Source organism: Rhodococcus sp. no. 34 (assembly GCF_054589475.1).
In genome coordinates, this window is the sequence record NZ_BAAILK010000026.1 from 194,159 (window position 1) to 220,738 (window position 26,580).

Consider the following 26,580-nt stretch of genomic DNA (forward strand, 5'->3'; position numbering starts at 1 on the left):
GAAGCTAGTTTGCGCCAACCGTGTCGAGAACCCAGGCGAACTCGAACGCGACCTCTTTCCACTTCTCGTACCGACCGCTGACACCGCCGTGTCCGGCGCTCATCTCGGTCTTGAGAAGTAGCGGAGCATCACCGGTCTTGGTGGCGCGCAGTTTTGCGACCCACTTGGCCGGCTCTACGTACAGAACACGGGTGTCGTTGATGCTCGTGATCGCAAGAATGGCGGGGTAGTCCTTGGCTTCCACGTTCTCGTACGGGCTGTACGAGCGCATGTAGTCGTAGACGTCCTTGTTGTGCAGCGGATCTCCCCATTCGTCCCACTCGATGACCGTCAACGGCAGTGACGGATCGAGAATCGACGTCAACGGGTCGACAAACGGAACATTGGCGAGAATGCCGGCAAACAGTTCCGGAGCGAGGTTGGCGACAGCGCCCATCAGCAGTCCACCCGCACTACCGCCGTCGGCAACCATCCGGTCGGCCGACGTTACACCGGTGTCGATCAAATGCTTTGCGCAAGAGACAAAATCGGTGAAGGTGTTCTTCTTGGTGAGCGTCTTGCCGTTTTCGTACCAGTGACGACCCATCTCGCCGCCGCCGCGCACGTGTGCGACGACGAAGACGACACCGCGATCGAGCAACGACAAGCGGGCAACCGAGAACGACGGGTCGATGCTCGCCTCGTAGGAACCGTAGCCGTACAACAGCAGCGGCGCGGGACCTTCCGGCGCACCTACGCGCCTCACGATCGAGAGCGGAATGCGGGTTCCGTCGTCGGCTACTGCCCAGTCGCGACGCTGCTCGTAGTTACTCGCATCGAAGTCTCCGAGAACGGGCTGCGACTTACGCAGTGCCAGTTCACCACTGGCGACGTAGTAGTCGTACACCTGCCCGGGAGTGATGAATGAGGTGAATCCGAGCCGGATGGTGGGCTGCGCCCATTCCGGGTTGGACCCCATGCCGATGCTGAAGAGTTCTTCGTCGAAGTCGATTTCGTGACGTTCGCCGTAGCCGTCATCCGTCAACGGCCACACGGCAACCCGAGTGAGCGCCTCGCGGCGGTAGCTCAGGACGAGGTGTCCGGCAAAGGCTTCGGCTTCTTCCAGACGAACGTCTGCGCTGTGCTCGATCAGCGTCGTCATGTTCGTCGGATCCGACACGGGAGCTTCCACCAACACGAAGTTCTCTGCCTTGATGCCGTCGACGACGTCGTTGTGGAGGATCAGGAAGCGGTCCTCTCCCCCGATCACGGCGTGCTCGGCCCCGTACTCGACGCCCTCGCGACGCGGGATGATGACGCGGAAGTCGCCTTCCGGGTTCGCCGATTCCAGCATCCAGCCTTCGCTGGTCACCTTGGAACCGACCCAGATCATCAGGTACTTCTCGCTGCGGGTGGACCCCACCGAAACCCAGTACCGTTCGTCGGGCTCGTGGAACACCGAAACATCTTGACTCTGCGGCGTTCCCAGCTTGTGACGCCACACCGTGTCCGGACGCCAGGAGTCGTCGACCGTCATGTAGAAGACGTGACTGTGGTCGATCGCCCAGGTGGCGCCAGGCGCGGTATCGGGAATCTCGTCGGCGAGCATCTCACCGGTCTCGAGGTTCTTGAACCGCAAGGTGTACCGCTCGTCGCCGACGATGTCCACCGAGTACGCGAGCAACGTGCCGTCCTCGCTGATGGAGAACGCGCCGAGCGAAAAGAACTCGTGCCCTTCGGCTTCGACGTTGCCGTCCATGAGGATCTGCTCGTCGGCCAGCTCGACGCCGGGCGTCAGGTCGGGCGGAGTCCAGTCGTCTTCACCGGCGATGGGGCACCGGCACTGGACGGTGTACGACTTGCCTTCCACGCTGCGCGAGTAGTACCACCACTTACCCATGCGAGTGGGCACCGACATGTCGGTTTCCTGCGTCCGCGACTTGATCTCCTGGAAGATCTTCTCGCGCAACGGCTCGAGCGCGGCCGTCTGCTCGTCGGTGTACGCGTTTTCGGCTTCGAGGTATGCGACTACCTCGGCGTTGTCCTTGTCCCGCAGCCACTCGTAGTCATCGACGAACGTGTGTCCGTGATGGGTACGTTCGGTGGGGACCTTCTTTGCGACCGGCGGGATCAGGCTCATGCGCTGGGACCGACCCAATCGTCGAAGGACAGACCGGAAATGCGCTCGTACGCCTCGATGTAGCGTGCACGGGTCGCGTCGACGATCTCCTGCGGCAACGGCGGCGGCGTCGTGTCCGAGCTACGGTCCCAGCCGGATTCAGGGCTCGTGAGCCAGTCGCGCACGAACTGCTTGTCGAAACTGGGCTGCACCTTGCCCGCTTCGTAGCCTTCGAGAGGCCAGTAGCGCGACGAGTCGGGGGTGAGCACCTCGTCGGCGAGCACGAGGTTTCCAGCGGAGTCGAGACCGAATTCGAGCTTGGTGTCGGCAAGGATGATTCCGCGATCGGCTGCGAAGTTGGAGGCGCGGGCATAGACGTCGAGAGTGTCCTCGCGAAGCTGCACTGCCAGCTTCTGGCCGACCTTCTCCACTACCTGATCGAAGCTGATGTTCTCGTCGTGATCCCCGAGAGCCGCCTTGGACGCCGGGGTGAAGATCGGGTCGGGCAGACGCGAGGCCTCGACGAGGCCCTCGGGCAACGCGACGCCGCACACTGCGCCGGTGTTGTTGTAGTCGACCAGGCCGGAGCCGGTGAGGAAGCCACGAACTACGCATTCGACGGGAACCATGTCGAGGGAGCGCACCACGAGAGCGCGGCCGAGAACCTCTTCCGGGATACGATCGTCGTCGGGCTCGCCGGCCAGGTGGTTGGTGCCACCGAGGACGTTGAAGAAGAACACGCTCATCGCGGTGAGCACGCGACCCTTGTCCGGGATCGGCGTGCTGAGCACGTGGTCGTAGGCCGAGATCCGATCACTCGCGACAAGCAGCAGATGCTCGTCGTCGATCGTGTAAAGGTCACGGACCTTGCCACCGGCCAGATGAGTGTAGGAATCAAGTGTAGGACGCACCCGGTCACCCTATCGGGCGTTCGCAGTTCGTACAGAACCCCGGTAGCCGGGACAGGTAAGCGTCCTCGCCGTTCGGAGAGCTGTCCGCCCTGCTCATCCGGATATGCAGGTGGCCCCTCGCCAGCAGGCGAGAGGCCACCGTCACAGTCGATGAACTACTGGTTTGCGGGCAGCTTCGACAGGCCCTCGTCGATCGAATCCAGCGTCAGAAGAGCCGTCTGATAGGTCGCGGCCAACGAATGCTGGACCTGGACGACGTTGCCGGCCTTCACTGCGGGCAATTCCTTCCACAGCTCGGAATTGACCAGCTCCTGCAACTGCGGAGACATCGAGCCGTCGGCGTTGAGGCCGTAGACGATCACGTCGACATTTCCGAGATTTTCGCCGATCTTCTCGATGGATACCTGTTCGACGTGGATGTCGGCAGGGTCTGCGGGGGTGCCGGGGAACTGCAGTCCGAGTCCGTCGAAGAGATTGGTCGTGTACGAGGACGCGTACTCGCGTGAGAAGGTGCCGGCTTCTGGCTTGCAGACGTTGCACACGCCGCCGAAGGTCAGCGAGCCGAGCTTGTCCTTGTACTTCGCGGCCAGTTCGGCGGTTTTGGCGTCGTAGTCGTCCTTGAACTCGCCGTAGTTGTCGGAGACATTCGCGGCATCGGCGAACTGCTCGCCCAGCACTCGCCAATCAGCAGGAACCGTCGGTCCCAGGAAGACGACGGGAGCGGCCGCCTCGAGCTGCGCCATGTCCAGCTGGCTTTCGACTCGAGCGGGAACGCCCATGATGATCAGATCGGGCTCGGCAGCGACGATTCCCTCGTAGTTGAGCTGGGAGACGTTGCCGTCGGGCGCGACCTTCGGCAGAGCTTCGTAAGCGGCCTTGGTCTTGTCGTCCATGTTGCCGAGTTCACGGGTCCACTCGCATACTGCTGCCAGGTTCGCTCCCGCCTGAATCAGCGGCAGAACTGCGTATCCGCAGGCCACGATCCGCTGCGGGTCGCTCGGGATCTCGATGGATCCGTTCTGCGCCTCGAAGACACGGGTCTGCGAGCTCGCGGCTGTCGTCGACGATTCGGACGACGCCTCCTCGGAGTTGCTGCAGCCGGCGACGCCGACCGCCAGCGCAGCTGCTGCGCCGATCACCACTGCGCGGCGAAACCGCGACAGACCTTGAACCCGCATGTTGAACTCCATCTGAACGCACCGGACTGCTCCGGAATTGATTTGGTGAGGCTAACCAATATCAGGGCACTGGACCTTTGCACAAACACAGGTCCCGAGGAATGAACTGCGCCTCCCGAGCCGCCCACGCTCACAGCAGCACGCCTCCCACTGAGAGGGAGCAAAGCAAGATTCCTCTCGAATCGGACACGCGAACTCGCTACCTTGCCTTCGCGATACCTCATCGACTCGCCACTCTCTCCGCTCGACGAAGGGCTCACACATGTCCCGATCCACCCGTACCTGCTCACTACGGTCTGCCGCGGCCATTGCGTTGACCAGTAGCTTTCTCATCACCGGTTTCGGCGCCTCGATCGCGCAGGCCGAACCTGGCCCCTCGGCTCCGCTGTTCGGCTCGCTGGATTTCGGATCCAGCAACTTCGGCAGTTCCGAGCAGACCCCAGATGCGCCGCGGCTGACCGGGATCGACAATTTCCGCGACGTCGCAGGCACCGGCGCCGGATACTCGGGAACTTTCGGCCTGCCCGTGAACAAGGGAGTCTTCTACCGCGCGAACGCGATCACGCCCAAGGGCGATGACATGAGCAATCTCGAAAAGCTGGGACTGACAAAGGTTTACGATCTGCGCACGGAACCCGAGATCGCCAGTAAGCCCGATGTCTTGCCCGACGGGGTTGCGTACGAGAACATTCCGATCCTGTCCGGGAACATCGCCGAGATGATCGCGAAGATCAAGTCCCCCGAGGACTCACGATCGATGATGCAGGACATGAACCGCGCCTTCGTCACCGGAGCGACGGAGCGAGCCGGGTTCGCGCAGTTGCTCACGGGTCTCGCGGAAACCGAAGGTGCACAGGTCTTCCACTGCACCGCAGGCAAAGACCGCACCGGCTGGACGTCGTTTCTGCTGCTGAGTATCGCCGGTGTCGACCGCGCGGTGATCATGAACGACTACTTGCTGACCAACGAGTACACGGCCGAAGGCATGAAGGCCACGCGCGCGGGCATCGCGGCGAGCCTGGGCGAACAGATGGCCGTCAACATGGAGCCCCTGTTGGGTGTCGAGGCAAGCTATCTCGATGCCGGTCTCGCCCAGTTGGACCAGACCTACGGGTCGGTCGATCGATACCTGACCGAGGGCTTGGGTCTGAGCCCGGCGACTGTCATGACGCTCAAAGCCAAACTGCTGGGCTGAGCGGCACGGATGCCCCGGGTTCGACGAGGGATCCGACCCGGGGCACGTGTACTTCTCTGCCCGTGCCGCGGCGGATGCGCCGCAGCGTCCCGTGCGTCAGCGCGATACGGCGATCACGTTGTTGCGGTACGCCCAGATGACGATCTGCACACGGGTACGAACCTGCAGCTTCTTGCAGATGTTGCTGATGTGCGACTTCACCGTGCTCTGTTCGAGGCTGAGGGAATCTGCGATGTCGTTGTTTCCCAAGCCTTGTGACAGCAACTGCACCACATCCATTTCACGCGCACTGAGACCGTGATCCGATCCGGAGCGCGCCGTGGACATCGGTGCCGGCTTACGCCTCGCGAACTCCACGATCAGTCTCGACGTCAATCTCGGCGAGAGCACCGAACCACCTTCGGCCACGGTCAACACTGCCGACGAGAGCTCTTCGGGATCGGCGTCTTTGAGCAAGAACCCTGCGGCACCGCTGTCGAGCGCCTCGAAAACGTACTCGTCGAGATCGAACGTGGTGATCACGATGACGCGGGTCCCGGGAAACTCGGCAAGGACCTCCCGAGTCGCAGTCAACCCGTCGCCGTGCGGCATTCGGATATCCATCAGCACGACGTCCGGACGCAGTGCACGCACCTGCTCGTACGCCTCGACTCCCGTCTTGGCATGCCCGACGACGCGAATCTCGGGGTGACCGGAGAGAAACAGCTCGAACCCCTGCCGTACCACCTGCTGGTCGTCTGCAATAAGGACATCGATCATGCGTTGATCCTCCCGTTCACCGGCACCAGTGCCTGCACAGCCCACTCACCTTCCGAATTCGGTCCGGCGTCCAGTTGACCACCCATGAGCGTCGCGCGTTCGCGCATTCCCACAATTCCGAGGTTTTGCCCGTCGGAGGCCGGGCGAGCGTTCCCGAGAGTATTGACCACCCGTACCCTCACCGCACCGGCTTCTCGACTCAGACACACCTTGGACTCGCTACCCGGCGCATGGCGAAGGACGTTCGACAACGCCTCCTGCACGATGCGGTAACACGTCAACTGGACTCCGCTGTCCAGGTCGTCGAAGCGGCCGACCTTCTCCAACGAGATCGACGAGATGGTGCGCTTGCAGTCGTCCACCAACTCGTCGATGTCGGAGACCATGGGCGTCGGGAAATCGGGGTCTTCCTCACCCAGGCGAAGTATCCCCACGATCTGCCGCAAGCTGTTGAGGGCCCGCTGTCCCTGCTCGATGACGCCACCCAGAAGGGCTTGCGCTTGTTCGGGATTGCTCGAGAAGAACTTGTCGGCGGCACGAGCCTGGATGATCATGCCGGTCATGTGGTGGGCAGCGACATCGTGCAGTTCACGTGCCATGTCCTGCCGTTCGGCGACAACGGCATTCGCAATCTTGCGTTCGCGGTCCCGGTGCAGATCCGCTACTGCCTGACTGTTCTCCACTGCTTGTTTTCGCAGGCGCGCGACGATCTTTCCCATGGCTGCGACGACCAGGAAACTCGTGACGGTGTTTGCCGCCGGTTCGAGGAACAAGTGAGGCAACTCCCCCACCTGAACCTCGGCGACCGTCAGCCCGTCCCGTTCGGTGAGATACATCGCCAAGATCACGTCCATCGCCATTCCGAGGACCAGCAGTCCGACCAGGCGCATGCCTGTCACTCGGATGGACACTGCCATGATCGCGAACCAGAAAAGCGGCGTGGCCCCCAGCGATCGACTGCCGAGGAAGAGCATCAATCCGCCGGATCCTGCCAACGTCAGGAGGTAGTACGCGATCGGGTACCGCCGGCGCGCACACGCCACAACGGTCAACACCGTCAGGAAACCCATGATGCCGACGACGGTTCCCGGATCGCTCAGCACTCGATTGCTCGTCTCGGGTTCAGTCTTGAGACTGGCGAGACCGAACACCCACGGCACACTCAGCAGGCCGACGATCACGGCCGCCGTGGCCGGGTTGTTCAGGTTGAAACGTCCCCACCCTCGCGATGCCAGGGCTTGCCCCGAGACATTCTGACCAGCCGAGTCGAACATCCACTCCCCATTCCGCATCCGATGATTGACGTTCATGGTGGCATGCGCGCACCACTTGGTCCCACATTCGACGAACGTGAAGGGAATGTTCGATTCCCGGCTCCTACCAAAGCACTAGTTGAAGGTGAAAGGCCTAGTACTTATGGCTCAGCTGAACTGCTCGACCAACCGGTTCACCATGTTGGTTGCGCTGTAGTAGTCGAGACGGAAGGTGTCCAGACCCACGGCATAGACGTGGTGATCACGAATTGCCGGATGCTGGGCCAACAGTGGAAGTGCCTCGACCGCCTTCACCGCACCGTCGTCGGCACTGACCAAGATCAGGGTGTTGCCCGCGATACCGTCGTAGAGGTTCTCCGCCGAGACCTGAATGATGTCCTTGCGCTTACCCATGGATTCACTGCTCTTCGCGGACTCGGGAATGTCGGCGACCGTGAAACCCATCGCCGTGAGCAACTTCGCCTGCCCCGACTCGTGCGTCCAGATATTGGCGCCGCTGCCGTCCTCGTAGTAGACCAGCGCAGTGGTCGGCTGCGGGGGAAGTGTGATCTTGGCCTTCGCGGCCTGTACTGCGCTGTCGAACTTCGCGACCGTGGCCGCCGCGTTGTCTTCGAGACCTGTCGCCTTACCCAGCACAGCGGCGACTTCCTGCCAACTACTTCCGCCGTAGTCCACCACGATTGTCGGCGCGATGGCCGTGAACTGTTCGTACAGATCGACGACGGAGTCACCTCCAGTTGCCGAGACGACGATCAGGTCCGGGTTCTGCGCCAGAACGGATTCCGCGTTCGCACCGCCCATCGGCAACACTGCAAGTCCGCGTTCTTCTGCTATGTCGCCCCACTGTGTGAACAACCCCTGCGCATCCGAGACGTCGGTGTTCGGTCCCGTCGATGCGGTAGCCACCACCGGAGCGTCGATCGACAACAGCGTGCCCGTCAGCGTCACACTGGTCGAGACGATCCTCTCCGGCTTCGACGTGATCTCCACCGGCCCCTTCGGCGTTTCCACGGTACGCGGCCAATTACCCTGCGATGCAGCTGAGTCAGCATCGGAATCGGCATCCGCAGAACTACAACCGACGAGGGCGAACCCTGCCACCAAGACTGCGGAGAGCACCTTCAGGGTGCGTGATTTCTTCATTGTGACGCCCACTGGCGGACCACTCCTCGAATTCAAAAGCCCATCAAATTAGGTTAGGCTGTGCTCATGCTAACTCAGGCGGTGACCGAATTGTCCGCTACCCTCGCAGCCTCGCCCGACATCGAGACGTCCTGGAATCGGATAGTGCAACAAGGAACGCCGATCATCGAAAGCATTGATACACAGACGGTTCGAGTTACGTTCCTCTGGCGTCAGCCCGAGGAGACCGAGGTCGAGCGCGTTTACCTGGATGCAAATTCGCTGACCGACCATCACGCAGAACAACTCAGCGTGATGCAGCGACTCGGCGACAGTCCGGTGTGGTTCTACACCGCCGAAGTCTCGAACACCTGGCGTAGCAGTTACAGCATCATCCCGGTACCGAAGTCCGTAGTCGACGAGTTCGACTATCCGGGAGCAGGCAAGGAAGACTCGACCCGCCGCACCCGCTGGTTGGGGTTGCTCGAGCACCGAATTGCCGACCCACTCAATCCGCTTTCCGCAGGTGTGGACACAAGGCGTTCCGTCGCCGAGATGCCCTTGGCGCCGGTCCAGTTCGGTTGGGATGCTCCAGTTTTCAGGAAGTCCGTACAGCTCACCTGGGCTAGTTCGACTTTGGACGTCGAGCGGCCGGTGTGGATCTACGAGACCGTGGACGACGGATTGACACCGCTCGAAGAACGGCCGCTCGTGATACTTCTCGACGGGCGTCACTGGGCCGAGGTCATGCCGGCAGGCGCCGCGTTCGATCGTGCGGTCCAGACCGGCAAACTGAAATCCTGCGTTCTGCTTGCCATCGATTCCGTTGACAATCAACGCCGTTCGCAGGAATTGCCGTGCAACCGCGACTACTGGAGTGCAGTCGTCGACGAACTGCTTCCGCAGGTGCGCGCCGTCACACCTTTCTCGTCTGATCGAACGCGAACGGTGGTCTCGGGGCAGAGCTTCGGCGGCCTGGCTTCGATGTTCGCAGCACTCGAATTCCCCGAACACTTCGCGCTGGTCGCCAGCGGGTCCGGTTCGTTCTGGTGGCCAACCGGCTTGAAGCGCGGGGAAGACGGCCCGCCGGGTGGAGACATAGCCGCACGCATCGAGCGCGACGGCGTACCGGACGGATTACGCGTTGTCCTCGAAGTAGGTAAGCACGAGTCCGACATGGTCGGGCACAGCGCAGCGGTCGCACAGGCGCTGGAGGCCGCAGGAGCGCAAGTGTCGTGTCGGATCTTCGACGGCGGCCACGACTGGTTGTGCTGGCGCAGTGTCCTTCTGGACTCCGTTGTCGAACTGATCGGCAGTCCGTGAGACAGACCACGCTCTAGGCCGGCTCGATGTCACCAAGCTTCCAAGTCCGATCGAAATATGGTTCGAGCGGTCCGTAGAAGCGGAAGTACGAGAACCAGTGCTGACCCGCAATGGTCTGAACCCAATTGGGTTCCTTCCCTACCGGAGCTGTAGGTCCGTAGTAGAGATCCACCGAACCGTCCTCGTTGACAACAAGATCGGGATCTCGCGAGCCACGGTCGCCTCGGCCCTGCTGGTTGTCGACAAGGCAGCGTGTGTCGACCGAGTAGACCGTCGCGGACCAGAACAACTTTGCCGGGACATCGGCGGGTACGTGGAGTGTGTAACTCTTTCCTCCGTCCAACCAGTGCCCCTCGGCGTCGGCGTAGCTACCCAGATACGCCTGCCCGAGTCCGGGCGTCGTACTCTTCATCGCCTCGGAGAAGCTGACCGCCTCGTAGAACCACGACGCGCGTTCATAGAACTCGTCGTAGTTGTCCCCTCGCTGAGCTGAGTTGTCCAGGACAATCGCCAAGTCCCACTGGCGATCCGGCCAGTAGCGCGAACCGGGGAAGCGTTTGACGAACGCATTCGCCTGGGCGAACACCTCCCCCACTTCGACGGCCCGTTGCAAGATCTTTCTCGCTCGATCATCCGGGGCGAATGGCTTGCCCTTCTCAATCCCCAGCTGCCGAAGCCACGCCATCGGGAAGCGGTCGCGCTCTTCGACAGGTTCGTCCTGCACGATGTCGTGCAGGAGTTCCCAGTATCGAAGGTCTCGCGGCTGAATTCCGCTCCAGGGCTTGCCGTCCGGTGAGACCAGACGCGTCGGAGTCGGATTCTCACGATCGGAGTACGGGTACACCCGGACGGCGTCGACCAACGCGCCCGAGCGCGCCGGGTCGGGATCGAGCGTGCGGAAGCCGAACATGATGTGCATCATCGGGGAGTGGACAACGGTGTAATCACCTGTGTCCTCGGCACTCTGGCCTGGGCCGACTACCAGGGTCTTGCCACCCTTGCCTGCATCGGGGCCCATCTCACCGAGCACCGCGAATTCTCGTTGCCAGAAATCTGCGATGCCCCCGGCGGTCGGCCCTGGCGGCAATTCGATCACCAACGGCCCCGTTGCACCGAGATCGAAAAAGTTCAAGATGTACGGAGTCGTCGCGTTGGCGGTGATCAGGCCTAGTCGGTCACGATATGAGCGGTAGACGACGAGATCGGAGGCAGTTGCTCCGAAGATGTTGGTATGCACGTCCATCCACTGAGCCCAGGACACGATGGGTATGGCCCACAAGTACGCCTGCACTGCTGTTTGGAAGTCGAGCTCGTCGAAGACCGTTGCGATGGTTTCGCGAGCGGGAAGCTCTCCGTCCCTCGGGACAAGTCCGGAGGAATACGTCAGTTCGATGTCGGCCATACCCAGATAGTGCTGGGAGAAACCCCGGCGCGAATCACCCACACCGGGTGAACCTCTAGTTCAGTGCGCCTCGAATGACGGCAGCCGTGCTGTCGAGGATTGTCCGATTGGGCGTGCGAGGTAGGGCGCGCAGGCCGAAGCCGTCGCCGCGATTTCGCGGAATGACATGCAGATGAACATGGAAGACTTCCTGCCCCGCAACAGCTCCGTCGGAGAGGTGCAGATTCACTCCGTCGACGGGGAGAGGTCCGGTACGCATCGCCGCGGCGATCTTCTGCGCGACGGCGAAGATCCTGGCACCGTCGTCGGGATCGAGCGTGGACAATCCACTGGCGTGGCGCTTCGGCACGACCAGGAGATGGCCGGATGTGAACGGCCGAATATCCATGAAGGCAAGGACATTCGCGTCGTCGTAGACGACGCTGGCCTCGGCCTCACCGGCGATGATGGAACAGAAGATGCAGTCCATGGTCTCCGGCCCCTGTGCGCCTTTTCGGTAGTGGTGACCACCGAAAAGGCGCACGGGGCGTAGCCCTTACAGAATCGGCGACGGCGCGTACGCCGCAGCTTCGGGGTTGGCGTCGACAAGTTTCTGCACCTCGGCGACAACTGCGTCGACCTGAGCCGACGCGGCGCCGACAAAGGCCGCCTTGTCGGCAAGTGCCTCGTCGAGTGCGGCGCGGTCGAGCGGCAAACGGTCGTCGGCGGCAAGACGATCGAGCAGGTCGGGCTCCTTGCCCTCTTCACGCATCGCCAGCGCAACTGCGACGGCATTCTCCTTGATCGCCTCGTGTGCGGTCTCGCGTCCGACGCCGGCGCGGACGGCGGCCATGAGCACGCGCGTCGTGGCGAGGAACGGCAGATACCTGGTCAGTTCCTTCTCGATGACGGCCGGGTACGCGCCCATCTCGATCAGCACGGTCAGGAAGGTCTCGAACATGCCGTCGATCGCGAAGAACGCGTCCGGGAGCGCGACGCGGCGCACGACGGAGCAGAAGACGTCGCCCTCGTTCCACTGTGCACCCGCAAGCTCGGCTGCCATGGAGCCGTATCCGCGCAGGATCACCTGAAGTCCGTTGACTCGCTCGCACGAGCGGGTGTTCATCTTGTGCGGCATCGCCGAGCTGCCGACCTGGCCGGGCTGGAAGCCTTCGGTGACCAGCTCGTGGCCGGCCATCAGGCGGATCGTGTGTGCAAACGACGACGGGCCCGCGCCGACCTGAACGAGCGCGGAGATGACGTCGTGGTCGAGGGAACGCGGGTACACCTGGCCGACGCTGGTCAACACCTGAGCGAATCCGAGGTGCTCCGCAACCTTCGCTTCGAGCTGCTCGAGCTTGGCCGCATCGCCGTCGAGGAGGTCGAGCATGTCCTGAGCGGTCCCCATCGGGCCCTTGATCCCGCGCAGCGGGTACCGGTCGATCAGCTGGCGCAGACGCGTCAGTGCAACCAGCAGCTCGTCGGCGGCCGAAGCGAAACGCTTGCCCAAGGTGGTGGCCTGAGCTGCGACGTTGTGCGAGCGGCCGGCCATAACGATGGACGAGTACTCGGCAGCGCGCTCACCCAGACGGGCGGCAACGGCGATGCCGTGGTTGTAGACGTGTTCGAGAGAACGCACGATCTGCAGCTGCTCGACGTTCTCGGTGAGGTCACGGCTGGTCATGCCCTTGTGGACCTGCTCGTGTCCGGCGAGTGCATTGAATTCCTCGATGCGTGCCTTCACGTCGTGGCGGGTGACCCGCTCGCGGTCCGCGATGGACGCCAGGTCGACGTTGTCGATGACGCGCTCGTAGTCGTCGATGGCGTCGGCCGGAATGTCGATGCCCAGCTCTGCCTGCGCACGCAACACCGCCACCCACAATTGACGCTCGAGCACGATCTTGTACTCGGGAGACCACAGAGCAACAAGCTCCGGGCTGGCGTATCGGTTGGCAAGGACATTCGGGATGCGGCTCACGAGGCCTCAGTCTAACGGGGGCCAAGCAGTGCCGTTACCCCCGATAGAGACCGAGCTAGACCGGCGGCGCCATCACGTCGATCGATTCCAAGAGCATTCCCCTGGCCAACCCCCGTGGGTCCGGGTCGTACTCCCCCAGAGCCGTGATCATCGCACCGTCGACCATCGCGACGAGACGGCGCAATTGCCCCTCGGGAGCCGACCGGCCCGAGCGTCGAAGCGCATCGGTCAACAGGTCGTCGAGCTGGGCTCGTAGGCGCAACTGCACGTCACGAAGTGCGGGATGACGGGCACATGCCACAAATCGTTCGTAGCGCGAGATCAAACGCTCGCGGCTCTCCGGCCGCTTCTCTTCGTCTCCGAGCAGCAGCTCGACCAACAGTTCGACGGTTGATTCCGCGCCCCGCCGACGTTGGGTCACCGCAGCCACTCTGGCGCGCATCGCTTCCATGTCGGCGTTGCCGTTGAGCTCGACGGCACACGCGATCAGATCGTCGAGTGAGTCGAAGTAATAGGTCGTCGAGGCCAGTGGAAGGTCAGCTCTGGTTGCCACCGCTCGGTGACGAACGGCGTCGAACCCGCCCTCCAGCAAAAGTTCAGCAGCGGACGCCACCAGAGCTTGGCGACGTCGTTCACCCTTGGGCGTAGCTGCAGAAGACACCACGACATCGTGCCAGCAGAGGGCACCTCCGCATGGCGAAACAGCTCGAAGACCCTGCTGTTTGTTACCCGAGCCACTTCTCGAGGCGGGCCAGTGCCTCCTGGATGTCGGCTGTCGCACCCGCGAACGAGAGTCTGACCATCCGGTTTCCGTGGACGGTGTCGAAATCGATTCCAGGTGCCAGCGCGACCCCGGTATCTGTCAGCAACCGGGCACACCACGCGGTGGCGCCCTCGTCGCCACACAGATGGCCGATGTCCGCGTAGACGTAGAACGCACCGTCGGCGGGAGCCAACTCGGTGATGCCCAGTTTCGGCAACCCGGTCAACAACAGTTCACGATTGACGGCGTACCGCTGAACGTGCCCGTCCAACTCGACCTTCGCCTCGTCCGAGAACGCCTCGACGGCGGCGTACTGAGAGATCGCGGGCGGACACACGGTCATGTTCGACGCGAGTCTCTGCAGCGGGCGCCGAAGGTAGGTCGGCACCAACATCCACCCGAGTCGCCAACCCGTCATCGAGAAGTACTTGGACACCGAGCCGATCACAACGGATTCGCGTGAGGTCTCCCAGGCGCTCGACGTGTGCTGATCGCCGTATCCGATGCCGTGGTAGATCTCGTCCGAGATCAGAAGAGTTCCGTGCTGCTCGCACCACGTCGCCAATGCAGCGAGCTCCTCGGGCGAGATCACCGTGCCCGTGGGATTTGCCGGGCTCGCGACGATCAGACCGGCAGGCGGCGACGGCAAAGCCTCGAGCATTTCCACTGTCGGCTGGTATCGAGTTGCCGGCCCGCAGTCGAGTTCGACGACGTTGCAGCCGAGAGCGGCAAGGGTATTGCGGTACGCGGGATATCCGGGTCGAGCAACCACCACGGTGTCGCCCTCGTCGAACGCGGCCAGGAAGAGCAAGGTGAACGCCCCGGACGAACCGGTCGTCACCACCACGTCTTCGGCGTCGACGGCGATTCCCGATCGCTCACTGTGGTAGCGCGCAATAGCCTCGCGTAGCTGCAGGATCCCGAAAGTCTCGGTATACCCGAGTAGTTCGGTGCCCAGAATCTCTCGCGTCGCACGTAGCACCGGTGCCGGCGCGGGCGTCGACGGTTGACCTGCCGCCAAGGTCAGGACGTCACCATGTGTCCGCTGACGTTCGGTCGCGGCCTTCCATACATCCATGACATGGAAGGTCTGGATATCTGATCGACGAGATTCTGAGCGCACACTCCGACGGTAGTCGAACCGTGGTGCGGCAAGAAACGACGACCACCCATTGTGACGATCCGACAGATTCAGGCGCTCAGCATGAGTCGATTCAACGAGACCTGGGCCACGTCCCTCGCGCAACATTGATCAACGACTTCCTTCGATCAAAAGGTGCATCAGATGAAAGCTCGCTCAGTGCCCACTGCGGCTCTGGTCACGATCGGCGTTCTCACGGTTGCCTCGTGCGGAAGCACCTCTGATCCTGGCGGCAATTCTTCCGGCGACTACGCGAAGGACGGCAGTTTCACCACGATCGTGAACACCGATCCCGGCAACCTTCATCCCCTGATCACCAATCTGACTGCCACGCAGGCGATCAACAGCTATACGAATGACTCGTTGTTGGCCATCGACCCCAAAACCCGCGCAGCGGGCACGTATCTGGCCGAAAAATGGAGCGAGAACGGAACTTCGCTGAACTTCACCCTCAAAAAGGGGATCACGTGTGAAGACGGCACGACCTTCACTGCCCAGACAGCGGCAAACAACATCAACTGGGTCGTCGACACGACCAACGGCTCGCCGTGGTTGGGAGCATCCGTACCCGAAACTGCGGTAGCAACCGCTGATGGTGACGAGCTCACGATCAAGACAACGGAACCCGCGCCCTTCCTCCTCGAGCGCATCGGCGCTCTCAAGATGGCCTGCCAGGCAGCCCTCGACGACCCTGCCAGTGTTCGAGGCAGCAGCAACGGAACCGGACTGTTCAAGATCACCGAAGTAGTGGCCAACGATCACGTCACGCTCGAACGCCGCGACGGATACAACTGGGGGCCGAACGGCGAAACCACGTCGGACACGCTCGGAGTGCCCAAGACGGTCACGATCAAGGTCGTGACCGACGCCGCGACGACGGCGAATCTCGTCCTCACCGGAACGGTCAACGCGGCCCCGGTTGCCGGCGCGGATATCGAACGTGTGGAAGCTTCAGGCCTCGAGTCGATGACGTCCAACACCCTGAGCGGACAGTTCATCTTCAACCACAATGCGGCTCTCCCCACCAAGGACGAGGCCGTACGCACCGCACTCGTGCAGGCGATCGATCTCGACGATTACACGGACATCAACACCGGTGGCAAAGGCTCACGAGCTACGGCACTGGCAGTAGTCGATCCGCGGGCGTGTGACTTCGACAGCGTCACCGGTGTAGTTCCGAAGTTCGACATGGCCGCTGCGAAAAAGACTCTTGCGGACGCCGGTTGGAAACCCGGATCCGACGGTGTCCTGACCAAGGACGGTCAAGCGCTGCAATTGACGGTCATCTTTGCCAACTACCGCGACACCACCTCTGCAGCAGCAGAATACGCGATGAAGCAGTGGCAGGAGCTCGGGGCGAAGGTGGAGCTTCGTGGTGGTGACAACAACTTCATCATTTCCAACACATTCGCAGCGAAAGACCTTACGTCATGGTCGATCTCGATCGGACTGACCGTCCAGAGCGATACCCCCAGCATCTTCGTTCCGTACTTCGCCGGCCCCACCCCACCGTCGGGTGTCAACTTCGCATCGATCGACAATCAAAAGTACGCCGAACTGGCGGCGAAGGCCTCGGTTCTGCCCGGGCAGGAATCCTGCTCGGTGTGGAAGGAAGCGGAACAAGCACTGTTCACCTCGTCCGACGTCATTCCGGTGTCCACGTCGCCGAACTTCATGTTCTTCAACGGCGCAACGGCCCTGTATGCACCAGTTGGCGGCACCCTGGCCGGCCCTGGCATTCGCGTTCTGAAATAAGCCGGAAGACAAAGCTTTACGTCTGCATCTATTTCTCCGATTCGAAGGATCTACATGACTGACCGTCCATTTGTTCTCGACGACCTCCACCGTGTGGTCACACCCACTGAGACCTCAATCTCTCCCGACGGCACCGTGGTCGTCTTCGTTCGCTCGGAAATTGTTGCCGGAAAGGCAACTACATCGCTCTGGGCGGTGTCCCGCGATTCCCAGGCTCGCCGCCTCACCGCAGGGCCCGCCGATTCTGCCCCTCGGTTCTCTCCGGACGGAACCTCGATTGCCTTCCTGCGTAAGGTCGGCGACTCCGCGCAGCTGCACCTGATCCCGCTCGCCGGTGGCGAGGCCGAAACTCTCACCACATCAGCATCACTCCCCCTCGGCGCCGGTGCAGCAGCCTGGAGCCCGGACGGAAATGCCATCGCGTTCGCCGCTGTGGTCTCACGCTCAGACTCCGCCGATCCGAATGCTCCCATCGTCACCGACCGACTCGGATACAAGGTGGACGGTGCCGGTTGGCTCGGCACCTTCCGTCGCCACCTTCACACCGTCGATCTGGAGACGAAGGCAGTTCGACGGCTCACCGACGGTGATTGGAATGCCGACGTTCCGTCCTGGTCGCCCGACGGCACGGCTCTTGCCTTCACCGCGAATCTCGAACCGGACAGCGATCTGAACCTCACGTTCAGCGCCTACCGCATCCTCGTCGACGATCTGTCGGTTCCCCCGCAGCGACTCGGTCATGCCACCGGAGTGCAGGGCTCCACACTGTGGCATCCGCAGGGAGATTCGGTCGTCGCCATCGGCACTCCCGAGGTCCGTGTCGGAACTGCAGACCTGATCCGGCTGTCCGTCCCCGGCCCAACCGAGACACCGGTCGACGTCACCCTCACAGCTCATCTCGATCGCAACGTGATGCCCGGTGCACCCGGTTACCCCGGCGGCACACCGGCACTGTCGAATACTCGCGACGAAATCGTGTTCTGCCTACGCGATCGTGGATGGACGCATCTGTACGCGGCCGACATCGAAACCGGCACCTCTCGATCCCTCGTCGCCAATCCCAACGAAGTCGTCTCGGCGCTCTCCGTTGCCCGTGACGCCCGCGTCGCCTCCGTCATCGTCACCACGCAGCAGTCCTTCGGCGAGGTCGCACTCGTCGATCTCGACAGCGGCGCGGTCACCACGCTGACGAAATTCACCGCAGAAGCACTCCCCGAGGTGACACTGTTTGCCGCCGAGGAACGCGAGTTCACCATCTCCGACGGCCGCACCGTGCATGGTTGGTTACTGTCCGCTCCCGAAACCAGTGGCGCTGCACCTCTTCTGCTCGACATTCACGGCGGACCGCACAACGCGTGGACCGGCGTTGCAGATACCTATCACCCCGCCCACCAGGTTCTCGCCGCCCAGGGTTGGCGCATCCTGACCCTCAATCCACGTGGGTCGGACGGGTACGGCGCAGACTTCATGTACGCCGTCAACGGCGCCTGGGGTACCTCCGACCAAGCCGACTTCCTCGAGCCGATCGACGCGCTTGTCGCCGAGGGACTTGTCGACGGGGACCGTCTGGCGATCACCGGGTACAGCTACGGCGGATACAGTACGTGTCACCTGACGTCCGCGACGGATCGTTTTGCCGCTGCGGTTGCCGGCGGGCTGATCTGCGATTTCAACGCCATGGCCGGAGTCTGCGATTTCGGTCCGCACCTCGCGTCACTCGCCACCGGCACGACTGTTCCCGAGAACTCCGCGGGGCTCCTGGCAGCCTCACCGCTCGCCGCTGTAAAGAACGTGGCGACCCCGACGCTGATCCTGCACGGAAAGTCGGACGAGCGGTGCCCGCTGGGTCAAGCCGAGGCCTGGTTCGCCGCACTGCGCCAGCAGCATGTACCCACCCGCCTGGTGGCGTATCCCGGTGCAAGCCACGGGTTCCTCGTCAACGGTTCGATCTCGCACCGAATCGACTACAGCACACGGCTCATCGAGTGGGTCAAGCGATACACCTCCGCGAAGCTGCCCAAGGCCGGCCTGGCCAACGCGTCTGCCGGAGCCGACGCGTGGAAGCGTTCGCTGGACGTACTGTGTGAGCGTTACGGCGTCACCGGTGCTCAATTCGGGATTCTCACACTCGATTCCAGCGGCAAGGAAATCACCCGCACGACGGTTGCTTCCGGCGTGATCAATGCAGACACCGGGGTCGAGGTATCCACCGACTCCCTGTTCCAGATCGGATCCATCACCAAGGTATGGACCGCGATGCTGGTCATGCAGCTGGTCGACGAAGGCTTGCTCGACCTGGACGCGACCGTCCGGTCGATCCTGCCCGATTTCGCACTGCAGGACGAGGAAACAGCTGCCCGCATCACGGTTCGCGCACTTCTGAACCATCGCAACGGAATCGACGGTGACCTGTTCATCGACAAGGGTCGCGGCGACGACGTCGTCGAACGCTACGTCGAGGGCCTGCGTGACTTCCGTCAGGTTCATCCACTCGAGGACGGCTTCGCGTACTCGAACTCCGCGTACGTCCTTGCAGCTCGTATCGTCGAGGTTCTTCGCGGCGGCATCTGGGACGACATCCTCAAGGAGCGGATCATCGATCCGCTCGGCCTCGCGCACACACTCACGTTGACCGGAGATACACCGAGATACTCTGTGGCAGCGGGTCATACGGGGAACTCCGTCGTGATGCCCGTCTGGCCGATCACCCGCTCGATGGGGCCCGCCGGCTGCATCACTGCCAGCATCGGAGATCTACTCACGTTCGCGGAACTCGGTCTTCTCGAAGGACAGAGCGTCGACGGCGTACGGATCGTGTCGGAAAAATCGGCCGCCGCGATGCGCACACCCGAAATCGACATCAGCGAACTGTTCCCGGACAAGTCGGGTTGGGGCTTGGGCTGGTTCCACGAAACCTGGTCGGGCGAAGAGATTTTCGGGCACGACGGCAGCACCATCGGGCAGCACGCATATCTGCGTATCTTCCCCCGCCACAATGTCGCGATCGCACTGCTGACCAGCGGCGGCAAGGCCGACGGCCTCTACCGTGATCTCTTCACCGAAGCCGCGGCCGCGTTGGTCGGACTCGAACCTCCGCAAGCCCTCGCCCCGAACCCCGCGAGTGTGGAGTCGATTCCGGATTCGGTTCTGGGAAAGTACAGCTCGGGCGGGATAGCAATCGAGTTCCGTCGTGGAGAGTCCGCTGACGAGGCCGTGATCACCGTCATCGGCGACGTAATCCCGAATCCCGAGGAAGACGAGACAGCTCCGAAGAAGCCTGCAACGGTAGCCACTCTCGTACCGTCGCAGATCCCGGGGACCTGGACCACCCGTCAACCCGGGGCCGCGGGTTGGACGACGGTACGGCCGCACCGAGACGGAGTGTACGTCGGATTCCGCTTCCTACCACGGGTTAACGCGTGACGATGACCGATACACATACGATGACGGAAACACAGAACGCCGAATCACAGAACGCCAGCGAACTCGAGGAATCAAAGATGCAAGAACAGCTTCAAGAACTCGTCGATCAGTGGAGGGTCGAGGCAAACATCCCCGGCGTCTCGGTCGGCATCGTTCACGGCGACAAGGACATCGTCGTCACCAGTGGCATCGAGAGCGTCGAAACCCAACTCCCGGTCACCGACAAGACGATGTTCATGATCGGCTCCACCACAAAGGTGTTCGCCGCAACAGCCGCGATGGCACTCGTCGAGGACGGCCTACTCGATCTCGACACCCCGTTGGTCGAGTACGTCCCCGAACTGACCTTCGCCGACGAAACAGCCACGCGCACAGTCACGATGCGTCATCTCCTCACCCACACCGGCGGATTCACCGGCGACGCGGGCCTCTCGGCAGGCTGGGGCGAAGACGCCCTGGGACGCTCGGTTTCACGGCTGAACGAACTGCGACAAGAATTTCCCGTCGGAGAAGTCTTCTCCTACAGCAACTCCGGATTCGTTCTCGCCGGACATGTCGTGGCCAAGATCAGCGGACTGACCTTCGAAGAGCTGGTCAAGCAGCGCGTGCTCGACCCCCTCGAAATGAAGAACTCGGCCTTCCTGCCCTGGGACGTGATGACCCACCGGTTCGCACTCGGTCACTACATCCGCGACGGTGTGCCGTTCGTGTCCAACGAAACCGGACTGGACCGCGGCATGATCCCTTGCGGCGGAATGTGGTCCTCGGTGCGAGACCAACTCGTCTGGGCACGTTACGCACTGTCGGGCGAACACCCCGGCGAAGGACAGCCGCTCGACGAGTCCACCCGGTTGTTGATGCAGAAGCCGCAGCGTCCCGCCGCGATGATGTTCGAAGAAGTCGGCCTGGGATGGCTGTTGACTCGATACGGAACCACACAGGTAGTACGGCACGGCGGAAACGTGAGCAACCTCCAGGTCTCCGAGTTCATGACAGTGCCCGAGAAGAACTTCGCCGTCACCGTGCTGACCAACGCCCTCGGCGGCGGAATCGGCAAGAAGATCGTCGACTGGTGCATGGCCAACCTCACTGAACTACCCACGCCGGCATCCCTGGACGTGGTCGAGCCCGAACCCGCTGCCGTCGACGCAGTCCTGGGCAAGTATCAGGCCGGCTCACTGACGATGACCGTCGCCCCCGGTGACGAGGGAATCGGCATCCGGATGGGCAGCGCGCAGGATCTCGGTGAATACGAGGACATCGTCTGGCCGCCGGCAATCCCGATCGCCTTCCTCAACGACCGTGACTTCGCTGCGCGCGCCGACACCACCCGGGCGTTGGGACGCTTCGTCACCGACGACACCGGTCGCGCCGTGATGCTCGAATTCGGCGGCCGCACCGCCAAGCGAGTGGCCTGATCCTCTAGACGGGTGACGCGGTCCGATTACGGGACCGCGTCACCCGTCTTCGTAAATGCACAGCCGAGAAGGTACAGACTGGACGCCATGAACTTCATCGGCGAGTCGATTCTGCACCCCTCCCGGTGGAGCGTGCGTGCCCGTTCGACCGTGGCTTCGACACTCGTGATCGCCTTCTGCCTGGTGATCGCCGGGCTTGCACTGGTTTTCGTGCTGGCAAACTCCCTGCATCTGTCCGCGCTGAACAGCTCCGACGCTCGCGCCACGCAATTGGTCCAGCAGCTCAACGGAAAAAACCCGGCCGATCTCGACCCTTCGCTTCTGTCCACAGACAGTCAGATCGGAATCGTGCAGATCGTCGACGCCGATCACCGAATAGTCGCCCAATCACCTGGAACCGACAGCGACCTCCTGTCCGAACGTATTCTCGGCCCTGACGAGTCGGACGCCCTCGGAAGGGTCAAGAAGTCCGACGACGAGGACTACTGGCTGATCGGGCGAGGCGCTCAGACGCCGACCGGACCAGTCACCGTCTTCGTCGGCGCCGACCGCGAACCGGTTGAAACCGTGGTGACGACCGTTGCCGTTCTGCTGGCCATAGTCGGCCCCCTGGTCCTGGGGCTGGCTGCGTTTGCCACCTACCGCCTTGTCGGTTCGGCCCTCGCTCCGGTCGAACGCATCCGCGCTCGGGTAGCGTCGATTTCGAGTGGGCGTCAAGGTGAACGAGTGCCTGTCCCGTCAGGGAACGACGAGATAGCCCGACTGGCAACAACAATGAACGACATGCTGGCCCGCCTCGACGAAGGTGCGCTGGCCCAGCAACGATTTGTCAGCGATGCCTCACACGAGTTACGCAGTCCGCTTTCCACGATCACGACGGCCCTCGAACTGGCACACCGACGCCCGGATCTCCTCGACGACGCGTTGATCGAAGACGCACTACTTCCCGAGGCGCGCCGAATGCGGCAGTTGATCGAAGACCTGTTGATTCTCGCGCGCTCTGACGAAAGCGAACTCGAAAAGTTCGGCATCGTCGTCGACGTCGACCTCGATGACATCTTGTTCGCCGAGCAGAAAAGGATCGACGGTATCTCCGAAGTTGCGGTCGCCGCTGCCGTGGCTCCGGTTCGGGTCTCCGGAGACCCGAGAGCATTGACGCGGATGGTGCGAAACCTCGTGGACAATGCAGTGCGGCATGCGGAGACCCTCGTGTATCTCGAGTGCTCCGAAGCCGGAAACGAAGCCCACATCGTGATCGAGGACGACGGGCCCGGAATCCCTGCAGCAGAACGCGAACGAATCTTCGGACGCTTCGTCCGCCTGGACCAGCCGCGGTCGAGGCAGGGAGGCGGGTCCGGACTCGGACTCGCCATCGCGTCGGAAATAGTTGCGGCGCACCACGGAACCATTTCCGTCAGCGAGAGGGCGGGCGGTGGAAGTCGATTCGAGGTGACGATTCCGGTTCCGAACGACTGAAGATCAGGCAGTGCCGACAAAGCGGTACCCGACGCCTCGGACCGTTTCGATGCTCTGAGTTCCGAACGGGAGGTCGAGCTTCTTACGAAGGTAACCGATATACACCTCGACGATGTTCTCGTCACCTTCGTAGTTGGTGTCCCAGACGGAGCGAACGATCTCGGTCTTCGTGACGACCACACCATTGTTGCGCATCAAGAATTCGAGAACGCTGTACTCCCGCGGCGTCAGGGTCAATTCGATTCCCGCTCTGCTCACCTGATGTTTGGCCGGGTCGAGGGCCAGGTCTCCAACGGAGAGTATCGCCGGACGTTGTGGAGCGCCGCGACGCACCAGTGCACGCAGCCGAGCGAGAAGCACGACAAACGAGAATGGCTTGACCAGGTAGTCGTCGGCGCCGAGATCGAATGCATCGGCCAGGTCGTATTCGCCGTCCTTTGCCGACAGCATGAGGATCGGCGTCCAGATCTCCCGGGCGCGTAGATCCCTCACGATGTCGTACCCGTGTTTGCCCGGCAACATGATGTCGAGAACGATCACGTCGAATTCGTCACTGCACGCAGTCGCGAATCCGTCGTCACCGTTGAGTTCGACGGCGGTCACGAATCCCTCGGCCACCAATCCCCGCCGGATCGTCTCGGCCAGGCGCACTTCGTCTTCGACCACCAGTACTCGCACCACCGGCCCCGTTTCGTCGCCACGCAATTGTTCGGATGCACCCAGTAGAGCAGACGGTAGACCCAGGACCGAGTTCCGTTCAGCGTTTCTTCAGCTTCGGCTCGTCACACTGCATTCATGCCTGCAACTGTGTCGACCGTGCGAAACGTGGTCACCGAAGTCCTGACCGAGAGCACCACCGCAGAGATCGCGGTTGCCGCAATCGTGGTGGCCGCAGCTCTGTTCGCGTTCGGTTCGATCTACCGAGCTTCCAGCGTTCGGTCTACAGCCCTTCGCACGTGCGGACTCGTGCTTGCACTGGTGACGCTGTCGATCCAGGTGTATGGAAGCGGGTGGTTGACGAGCTTCGACGGTCCGGTGACCGACTGGATGGTCGATCACCGGAGCGGCGCTCTTGATCAGATCGCAGTGGCAGTAACAGATCTCGGTAGTCCTGTCGCCACCGCCATGCTCGGGATCACCTGCGGAGTCCTCATCTCCTGGCGAGCGCGTTCGGTCGTTCCGGGCTTGATCGTGATCGGAACGGTTGGCGCCGCGGCGGTCGCCAGCACGGTAATCAAAGCGCTCGTCGGTCGCGAACGTCCGCCGACCAACATCCAGGTGCTTCTCGAGACCGACCACTCGTTCCCGTCTGGTCACGTCACCGGGACCGCTGCACTGTTCGGCATCGTCGTCCTCGTTCTGAGCGCGCACCGCACACCCGCCGTCAAGAGACTGCTGATGCTCCTCGCCGTGACAGTCACAATCGTCGTAGCCCTGACTCGCCTGTATTTGGGAGTTCACTGGCTCACCGACGTCATCGCCGGGGCCATTCTCGCGACGCTTGCAGTCACCGTGGGCGGAGCCGTCTTCCGGTTCGTCGAAGGCCGCTCCAAGACGACCGACCGCACTTCCTCTGCCTCTCGCGATCGGGCGCTCGTATGACGCTCGCACTCACCAGCGGAATTCTGAACCCCGATACCCTGCTCTCCACGTTCGGTCTGATCGGCTTGCTTGGGGCGGTATTCATCGAAACCGGTCTTCTGTTCGGGTTTTTTCTTCCCGGCGATTCGCTCTTGTTCACAGCTGGTGTCCTCGTCGCACGGGAGCAGCCATTCGTTCCACTAAGGGTTCTCCTCGTGACCATCCCCATCGTCGCTGTGGTCGGCGACCAATGCGGCTACCTTGTCGGACGCGCGGCGGGTCCTGCGGTTTTCGATCGACCTGGAGCCAAGCGACTTGGTCCCGATCAACTTGCGCGGGCAGAAGCATTCTTCGAGAAGCACGGACCTCGTACCGTCGTCCTTGCGCGATTTGTTCCCGTCATCCGAACCATCACCCCAGTAATGGCGGGTACTTCACGGATGCCATATCGAACCTTCCTGACATACAACGTCATCGGAGGACTCGCTTGGGGAGTTCTCGTTCCGGTACTCGGCTACATGCTCGGAGGAATCGAGTTCGTTCGCGCCCACATCGAAATCATCCTCATCGCTGTCGTCGTCGTCTCGATTCTGCCCATCGCTGTGAATTACTTGCGCTCGCTGCGAGTACCGACCATCCAGGCTGAACAAATCGAGATTCCCGAGTAATTACTACCGCTGCAGTGTGCTCTGCAGAACCTTCAGCACTTCACGAGCCGCAGTCGGCCCGGTATTGAGGTAGAAGACGTCGTCGTCAACAGCGACGGCGTGGTTGGCGACCACACCACGTAACTGCGCCCACAACGGAGCGTTCGTCAACGTCGCCGGGTCCCCGCCCTGCACGCCGTAGAAGATCCAGTCGGCGTCCGCCACGTTCAACTCTTCTTCACTGATGTCTCGGGAAGTGTCGTCGAACTGCTGCGACTGCGGACGGGTCAAGCCGGCATCCTCGGCGATACTGCCGGTGAACGAAGGAATACCGAAGATGCGCAGACGATTTCCGTTCTGGCGCGTGAACGACACCGTCGGCGACGACGAGAGGGAAGCACCGAGGGCCGCGGCATCGGTATTGAAGGTATCCAGCAGTGCCGTCGCCTGCTGCGTCTTACCTACCCCGTCGGCAACCAGCAGGAAGTCCTGCTTCCAGTAGACGCCGGTTCCCTGTGTTGCCACCGTGGGTGCGATGGCGGAAAGCTGGTCGTACAGCGAATCAGCGTCCTTTCCTGCAACATTCATCAAAATCAGGTCAGGATCGATCGTGACGATCGCTTCGAAATTCGGTGTGAAGCGTCCACCTGCGTCAACGACATCACTTAGCTGAGTACGGAATTCGGGGTATGCAGACAACAAGTACGGAGGCACCAGGTCCGCACCGTCACCACGCGTCGAACCTGCGGGCACGACACCGAGCGACAGGAGTGCATCTGCTTGCCCGGTCGAGATGACAACAACCTTTTCGGGCTGCGATTCGATCGTGGTGTCCCCTTTGAAGTGTGAGACGGTACGAGGGAACTCGCCGTCCGACTTTCCGCTCCCCATTCCAACCGGGACTTCTCGCGGAGCGACAAACGCAGAGCCCGCCGGAGCCGACGCACTGATCTCGGCATCTGTGGGCGACGCGTCCTCGCTCGAGCAGCCACTGAGAGCTGCCACCAATGTCAGTGCGCCGATCAGCATTACACTGCGTGTCTTCTTTCGAAAATTCATGATCGCGTCCCGTACGTCGTGAAGCATGACAGCTTCATCTTCCGTCATGGTTAGGTGACCCTACCCTTTGAAGAACTGTAAACTATATCTGTGTCAGA

21 protein-coding genes are annotated in these 26,580 nt (G+C 62.1%); 8 read left to right on the forward strand and 13 right to left on the reverse strand.

Translation table 11 applies throughout. From position 1 onward, the window contains the following. Positions 1-4: 4 nt before the first annotated feature. From ACYP01_RS10035 to ACYP01_RS10045, 3 genes are all read right to left on the reverse strand, one after another. Positions 5-2,119: a S9 family peptidase gene (locus ACYP01_RS10035; protein WP_065351976.1), complete on the reverse strand. Its 2,115-nt coding sequence runs from the start codon at positions 2,117-2,119 to the stop codon at positions 5-7. Next, a complete protein-coding gene (locus ACYP01_RS10040) occupies positions 2,116-3,009 on the reverse strand; it encodes a phosphoribosylaminoimidazolesuccinocarboxamide synthase (RefSeq protein ID WP_003945463.1) in 894 nt (297 codons plus the stop codon). The genes ACYP01_RS10035 and ACYP01_RS10040 overlap by 4 nt, the downstream gene beginning before the upstream one ends. 155 nt (positions 3,010-3,164) lie before the next feature. Then, positions 3,165-4,199, reverse strand: a complete 1,035-nt coding sequence (locus ACYP01_RS10045) for an ABC transporter substrate-binding protein (protein ID WP_082845674.1) — start codon at positions 4,197-4,199, stop codon at positions 3,165-3,167. A gap of 250 nt (positions 4,200-4,449) precedes the next feature. Here ACYP01_RS10045 and ACYP01_RS10050 point away from each other — a divergent pair, with 250 nt between their 5' ends. Then, entirely contained in the window at positions 4,450-5,382 is a 933-nt protein-coding gene (locus ACYP01_RS10050; protein WP_314674009.1) for a tyrosine-protein phosphatase, read from the forward strand. 96 nt (positions 5,383-5,478) lie between these two features. Here ACYP01_RS10050 and ACYP01_RS10055 read toward each other — a convergent pair whose 3' ends face one another. From ACYP01_RS10055 to fepB, 3 genes are all read right to left on the reverse strand, one after another. Then, positions 5,479-6,141, reverse strand: a complete 663-nt coding sequence (locus ACYP01_RS10055; RefSeq protein WP_003945911.1) for a response regulator transcription factor — start codon at positions 6,139-6,141, stop codon at positions 5,479-5,481. Beyond that, a complete protein-coding gene (locus ACYP01_RS10060) occupies positions 6,138-7,415 on the reverse strand; it encodes a sensor histidine kinase (RefSeq protein WP_459679742.1) in 1,278 nt (425 codons plus the stop codon). The genes ACYP01_RS10055 and ACYP01_RS10060 overlap by 4 nt, the downstream gene beginning before the upstream one ends. 147 nt (positions 7,416-7,562) lie before the next feature. After that, complete coding sequence (gene fepB / locus ACYP01_RS10065) at positions 7,563-8,570, reverse strand: Fe2+-enterobactin ABC transporter substrate-binding protein (protein WP_459679744.1); 1,008 nt, start codon at positions 8,568-8,570, stop codon at positions 7,563-7,565. 54 nt (positions 8,571-8,624) lie between these two features. On the opposite strand from fepB, the gene fes reads away from it, so the two are divergent. Next, on the forward strand, positions 8,625-9,860 hold the full coding sequence (gene fes / locus ACYP01_RS10070) for an enterochelin esterase (protein ID WP_054188035.1): 1,236 nt from the start codon (positions 8,625-8,627) through the stop codon (positions 9,858-9,860). A 13-nt stretch (positions 9,861-9,873) separates the two neighbouring features. Here the strand turns inward: fes and ACYP01_RS10075 are convergent, their stop codons facing one another. From ACYP01_RS10075 to ACYP01_RS10095, 5 genes are all read right to left on the reverse strand, one after another. Then, a complete protein-coding gene (locus ACYP01_RS10075; RefSeq protein ID WP_459679746.1) occupies positions 9,874-11,262 on the reverse strand; it encodes a DUF1254 domain-containing protein in 1,389 nt (462 codons plus the stop codon). Between the two features lie 55 nt (positions 11,263-11,317). After that, positions 11,318-11,731, reverse strand: a complete 414-nt coding sequence (locus ACYP01_RS10080; RefSeq protein ID WP_037132292.1) for an HIT family protein — start codon at positions 11,729-11,731, stop codon at positions 11,318-11,320. A 66-nt stretch (positions 11,732-11,797) separates the two neighbouring features. Beyond that, complete coding sequence (purB, locus tag ACYP01_RS10085; RefSeq protein WP_459679748.1) at positions 11,798-13,219, reverse strand: adenylosuccinate lyase; 1,422 nt, start codon at positions 13,217-13,219, stop codon at positions 11,798-11,800. Between the two features lie 55 nt (positions 13,220-13,274). Next, the gene (locus ACYP01_RS10090; RefSeq protein ID WP_003945736.1) at positions 13,275-13,880 is read right to left on the reverse strand and encodes a TetR/AcrR family transcriptional regulator; all 606 of its coding nucleotides are present in this window, start codon (positions 13,878-13,880) and stop codon (positions 13,275-13,277) included. 64 nt (positions 13,881-13,944) lie between these two features. Beyond that, positions 13,945-15,105: a pyridoxal phosphate-dependent aminotransferase gene (locus ACYP01_RS10095; RefSeq protein WP_037132442.1), complete on the reverse strand. Its 1,161-nt coding sequence runs from the start codon at positions 15,103-15,105 to the stop codon at positions 13,945-13,947. A gap of 162 nt (positions 15,106-15,267) precedes the next feature. On the opposite strand from ACYP01_RS10095, the gene ACYP01_RS10100 reads away from it, so the two are divergent. The 4 genes from ACYP01_RS10100 (at position 15,268) to ACYP01_RS10115 (ending at position 23,195) form a co-directional block, all read left to right on the forward strand. Beyond that, positions 15,268-16,878 (forward strand): ABC transporter substrate-binding protein, encoded by a 1,611-nt coding sequence (locus ACYP01_RS10100; RefSeq protein ID WP_039973390.1) that lies wholly within the window; start codon positions 15,268-15,270, stop codon positions 16,876-16,878. Between the two features lie 54 nt (positions 16,879-16,932). Next, the gene (locus ACYP01_RS10105; protein WP_459679751.1) at positions 16,933-20,301 is read left to right on the forward strand and encodes a serine hydrolase; all 3,369 of its coding nucleotides are present in this window, start codon (positions 16,933-16,935) and stop codon (positions 20,299-20,301) included. A gap of 20 nt (positions 20,302-20,321) precedes the next feature. Next, entirely contained in the window at positions 20,322-21,719 is a 1,398-nt protein-coding gene (locus tag ACYP01_RS10110) for a serine hydrolase domain-containing protein (RefSeq protein WP_376137233.1), read from the forward strand. Between the two features lie 87 nt (positions 21,720-21,806). After that, positions 21,807-23,195 (forward strand): sensor histidine kinase, encoded by a 1,389-nt coding sequence (locus ACYP01_RS10115; RefSeq protein ID WP_459679754.1) that lies wholly within the window; start codon positions 21,807-21,809, stop codon positions 23,193-23,195. Positions 23,196-23,198: 3 nt separating this feature from the next. Here the strand turns inward: ACYP01_RS10115 and ACYP01_RS10120 are convergent, their stop codons facing one another. Beyond that, positions 23,199-23,873: a response regulator transcription factor gene (locus tag ACYP01_RS10120; RefSeq protein WP_459679756.1), complete on the reverse strand. Its 675-nt coding sequence runs from the start codon at positions 23,871-23,873 to the stop codon at positions 23,199-23,201. Between the two features lie 117 nt (positions 23,874-23,990). Between ACYP01_RS10120 and ACYP01_RS10125 the strand changes: the two genes are divergently transcribed. Together ACYP01_RS10125 and ACYP01_RS10130 are read left to right on the forward strand one after the other, a co-directional pair. Beyond that, the gene (locus ACYP01_RS10125; protein ID WP_459679758.1) at positions 23,991-24,797 is read left to right on the forward strand and encodes a phosphatase PAP2 family protein; all 807 of its coding nucleotides are present in this window, start codon (positions 23,991-23,993) and stop codon (positions 24,795-24,797) included. Continuing rightward, complete coding sequence (locus ACYP01_RS10130) at positions 24,794-25,444, forward strand: DedA family protein (RefSeq protein ID WP_459679761.1); 651 nt, start codon at positions 24,794-24,796, stop codon at positions 25,442-25,444. Before ACYP01_RS10125 ends, ACYP01_RS10130 begins: the two co-directional genes overlap by 4 nt. 3 nt (positions 25,445-25,447) lie before the next feature. Here the strand turns inward: ACYP01_RS10130 and ACYP01_RS10135 are convergent, their stop codons facing one another. Continuing rightward, positions 25,448-26,530: an ABC transporter substrate-binding protein gene (locus tag ACYP01_RS10135; RefSeq protein ID WP_459679763.1), complete on the reverse strand. Its 1,083-nt coding sequence runs from the start codon at positions 26,528-26,530 to the stop codon at positions 25,448-25,450. Positions 26,531-26,580: the final 50 nt, after the last annotated feature.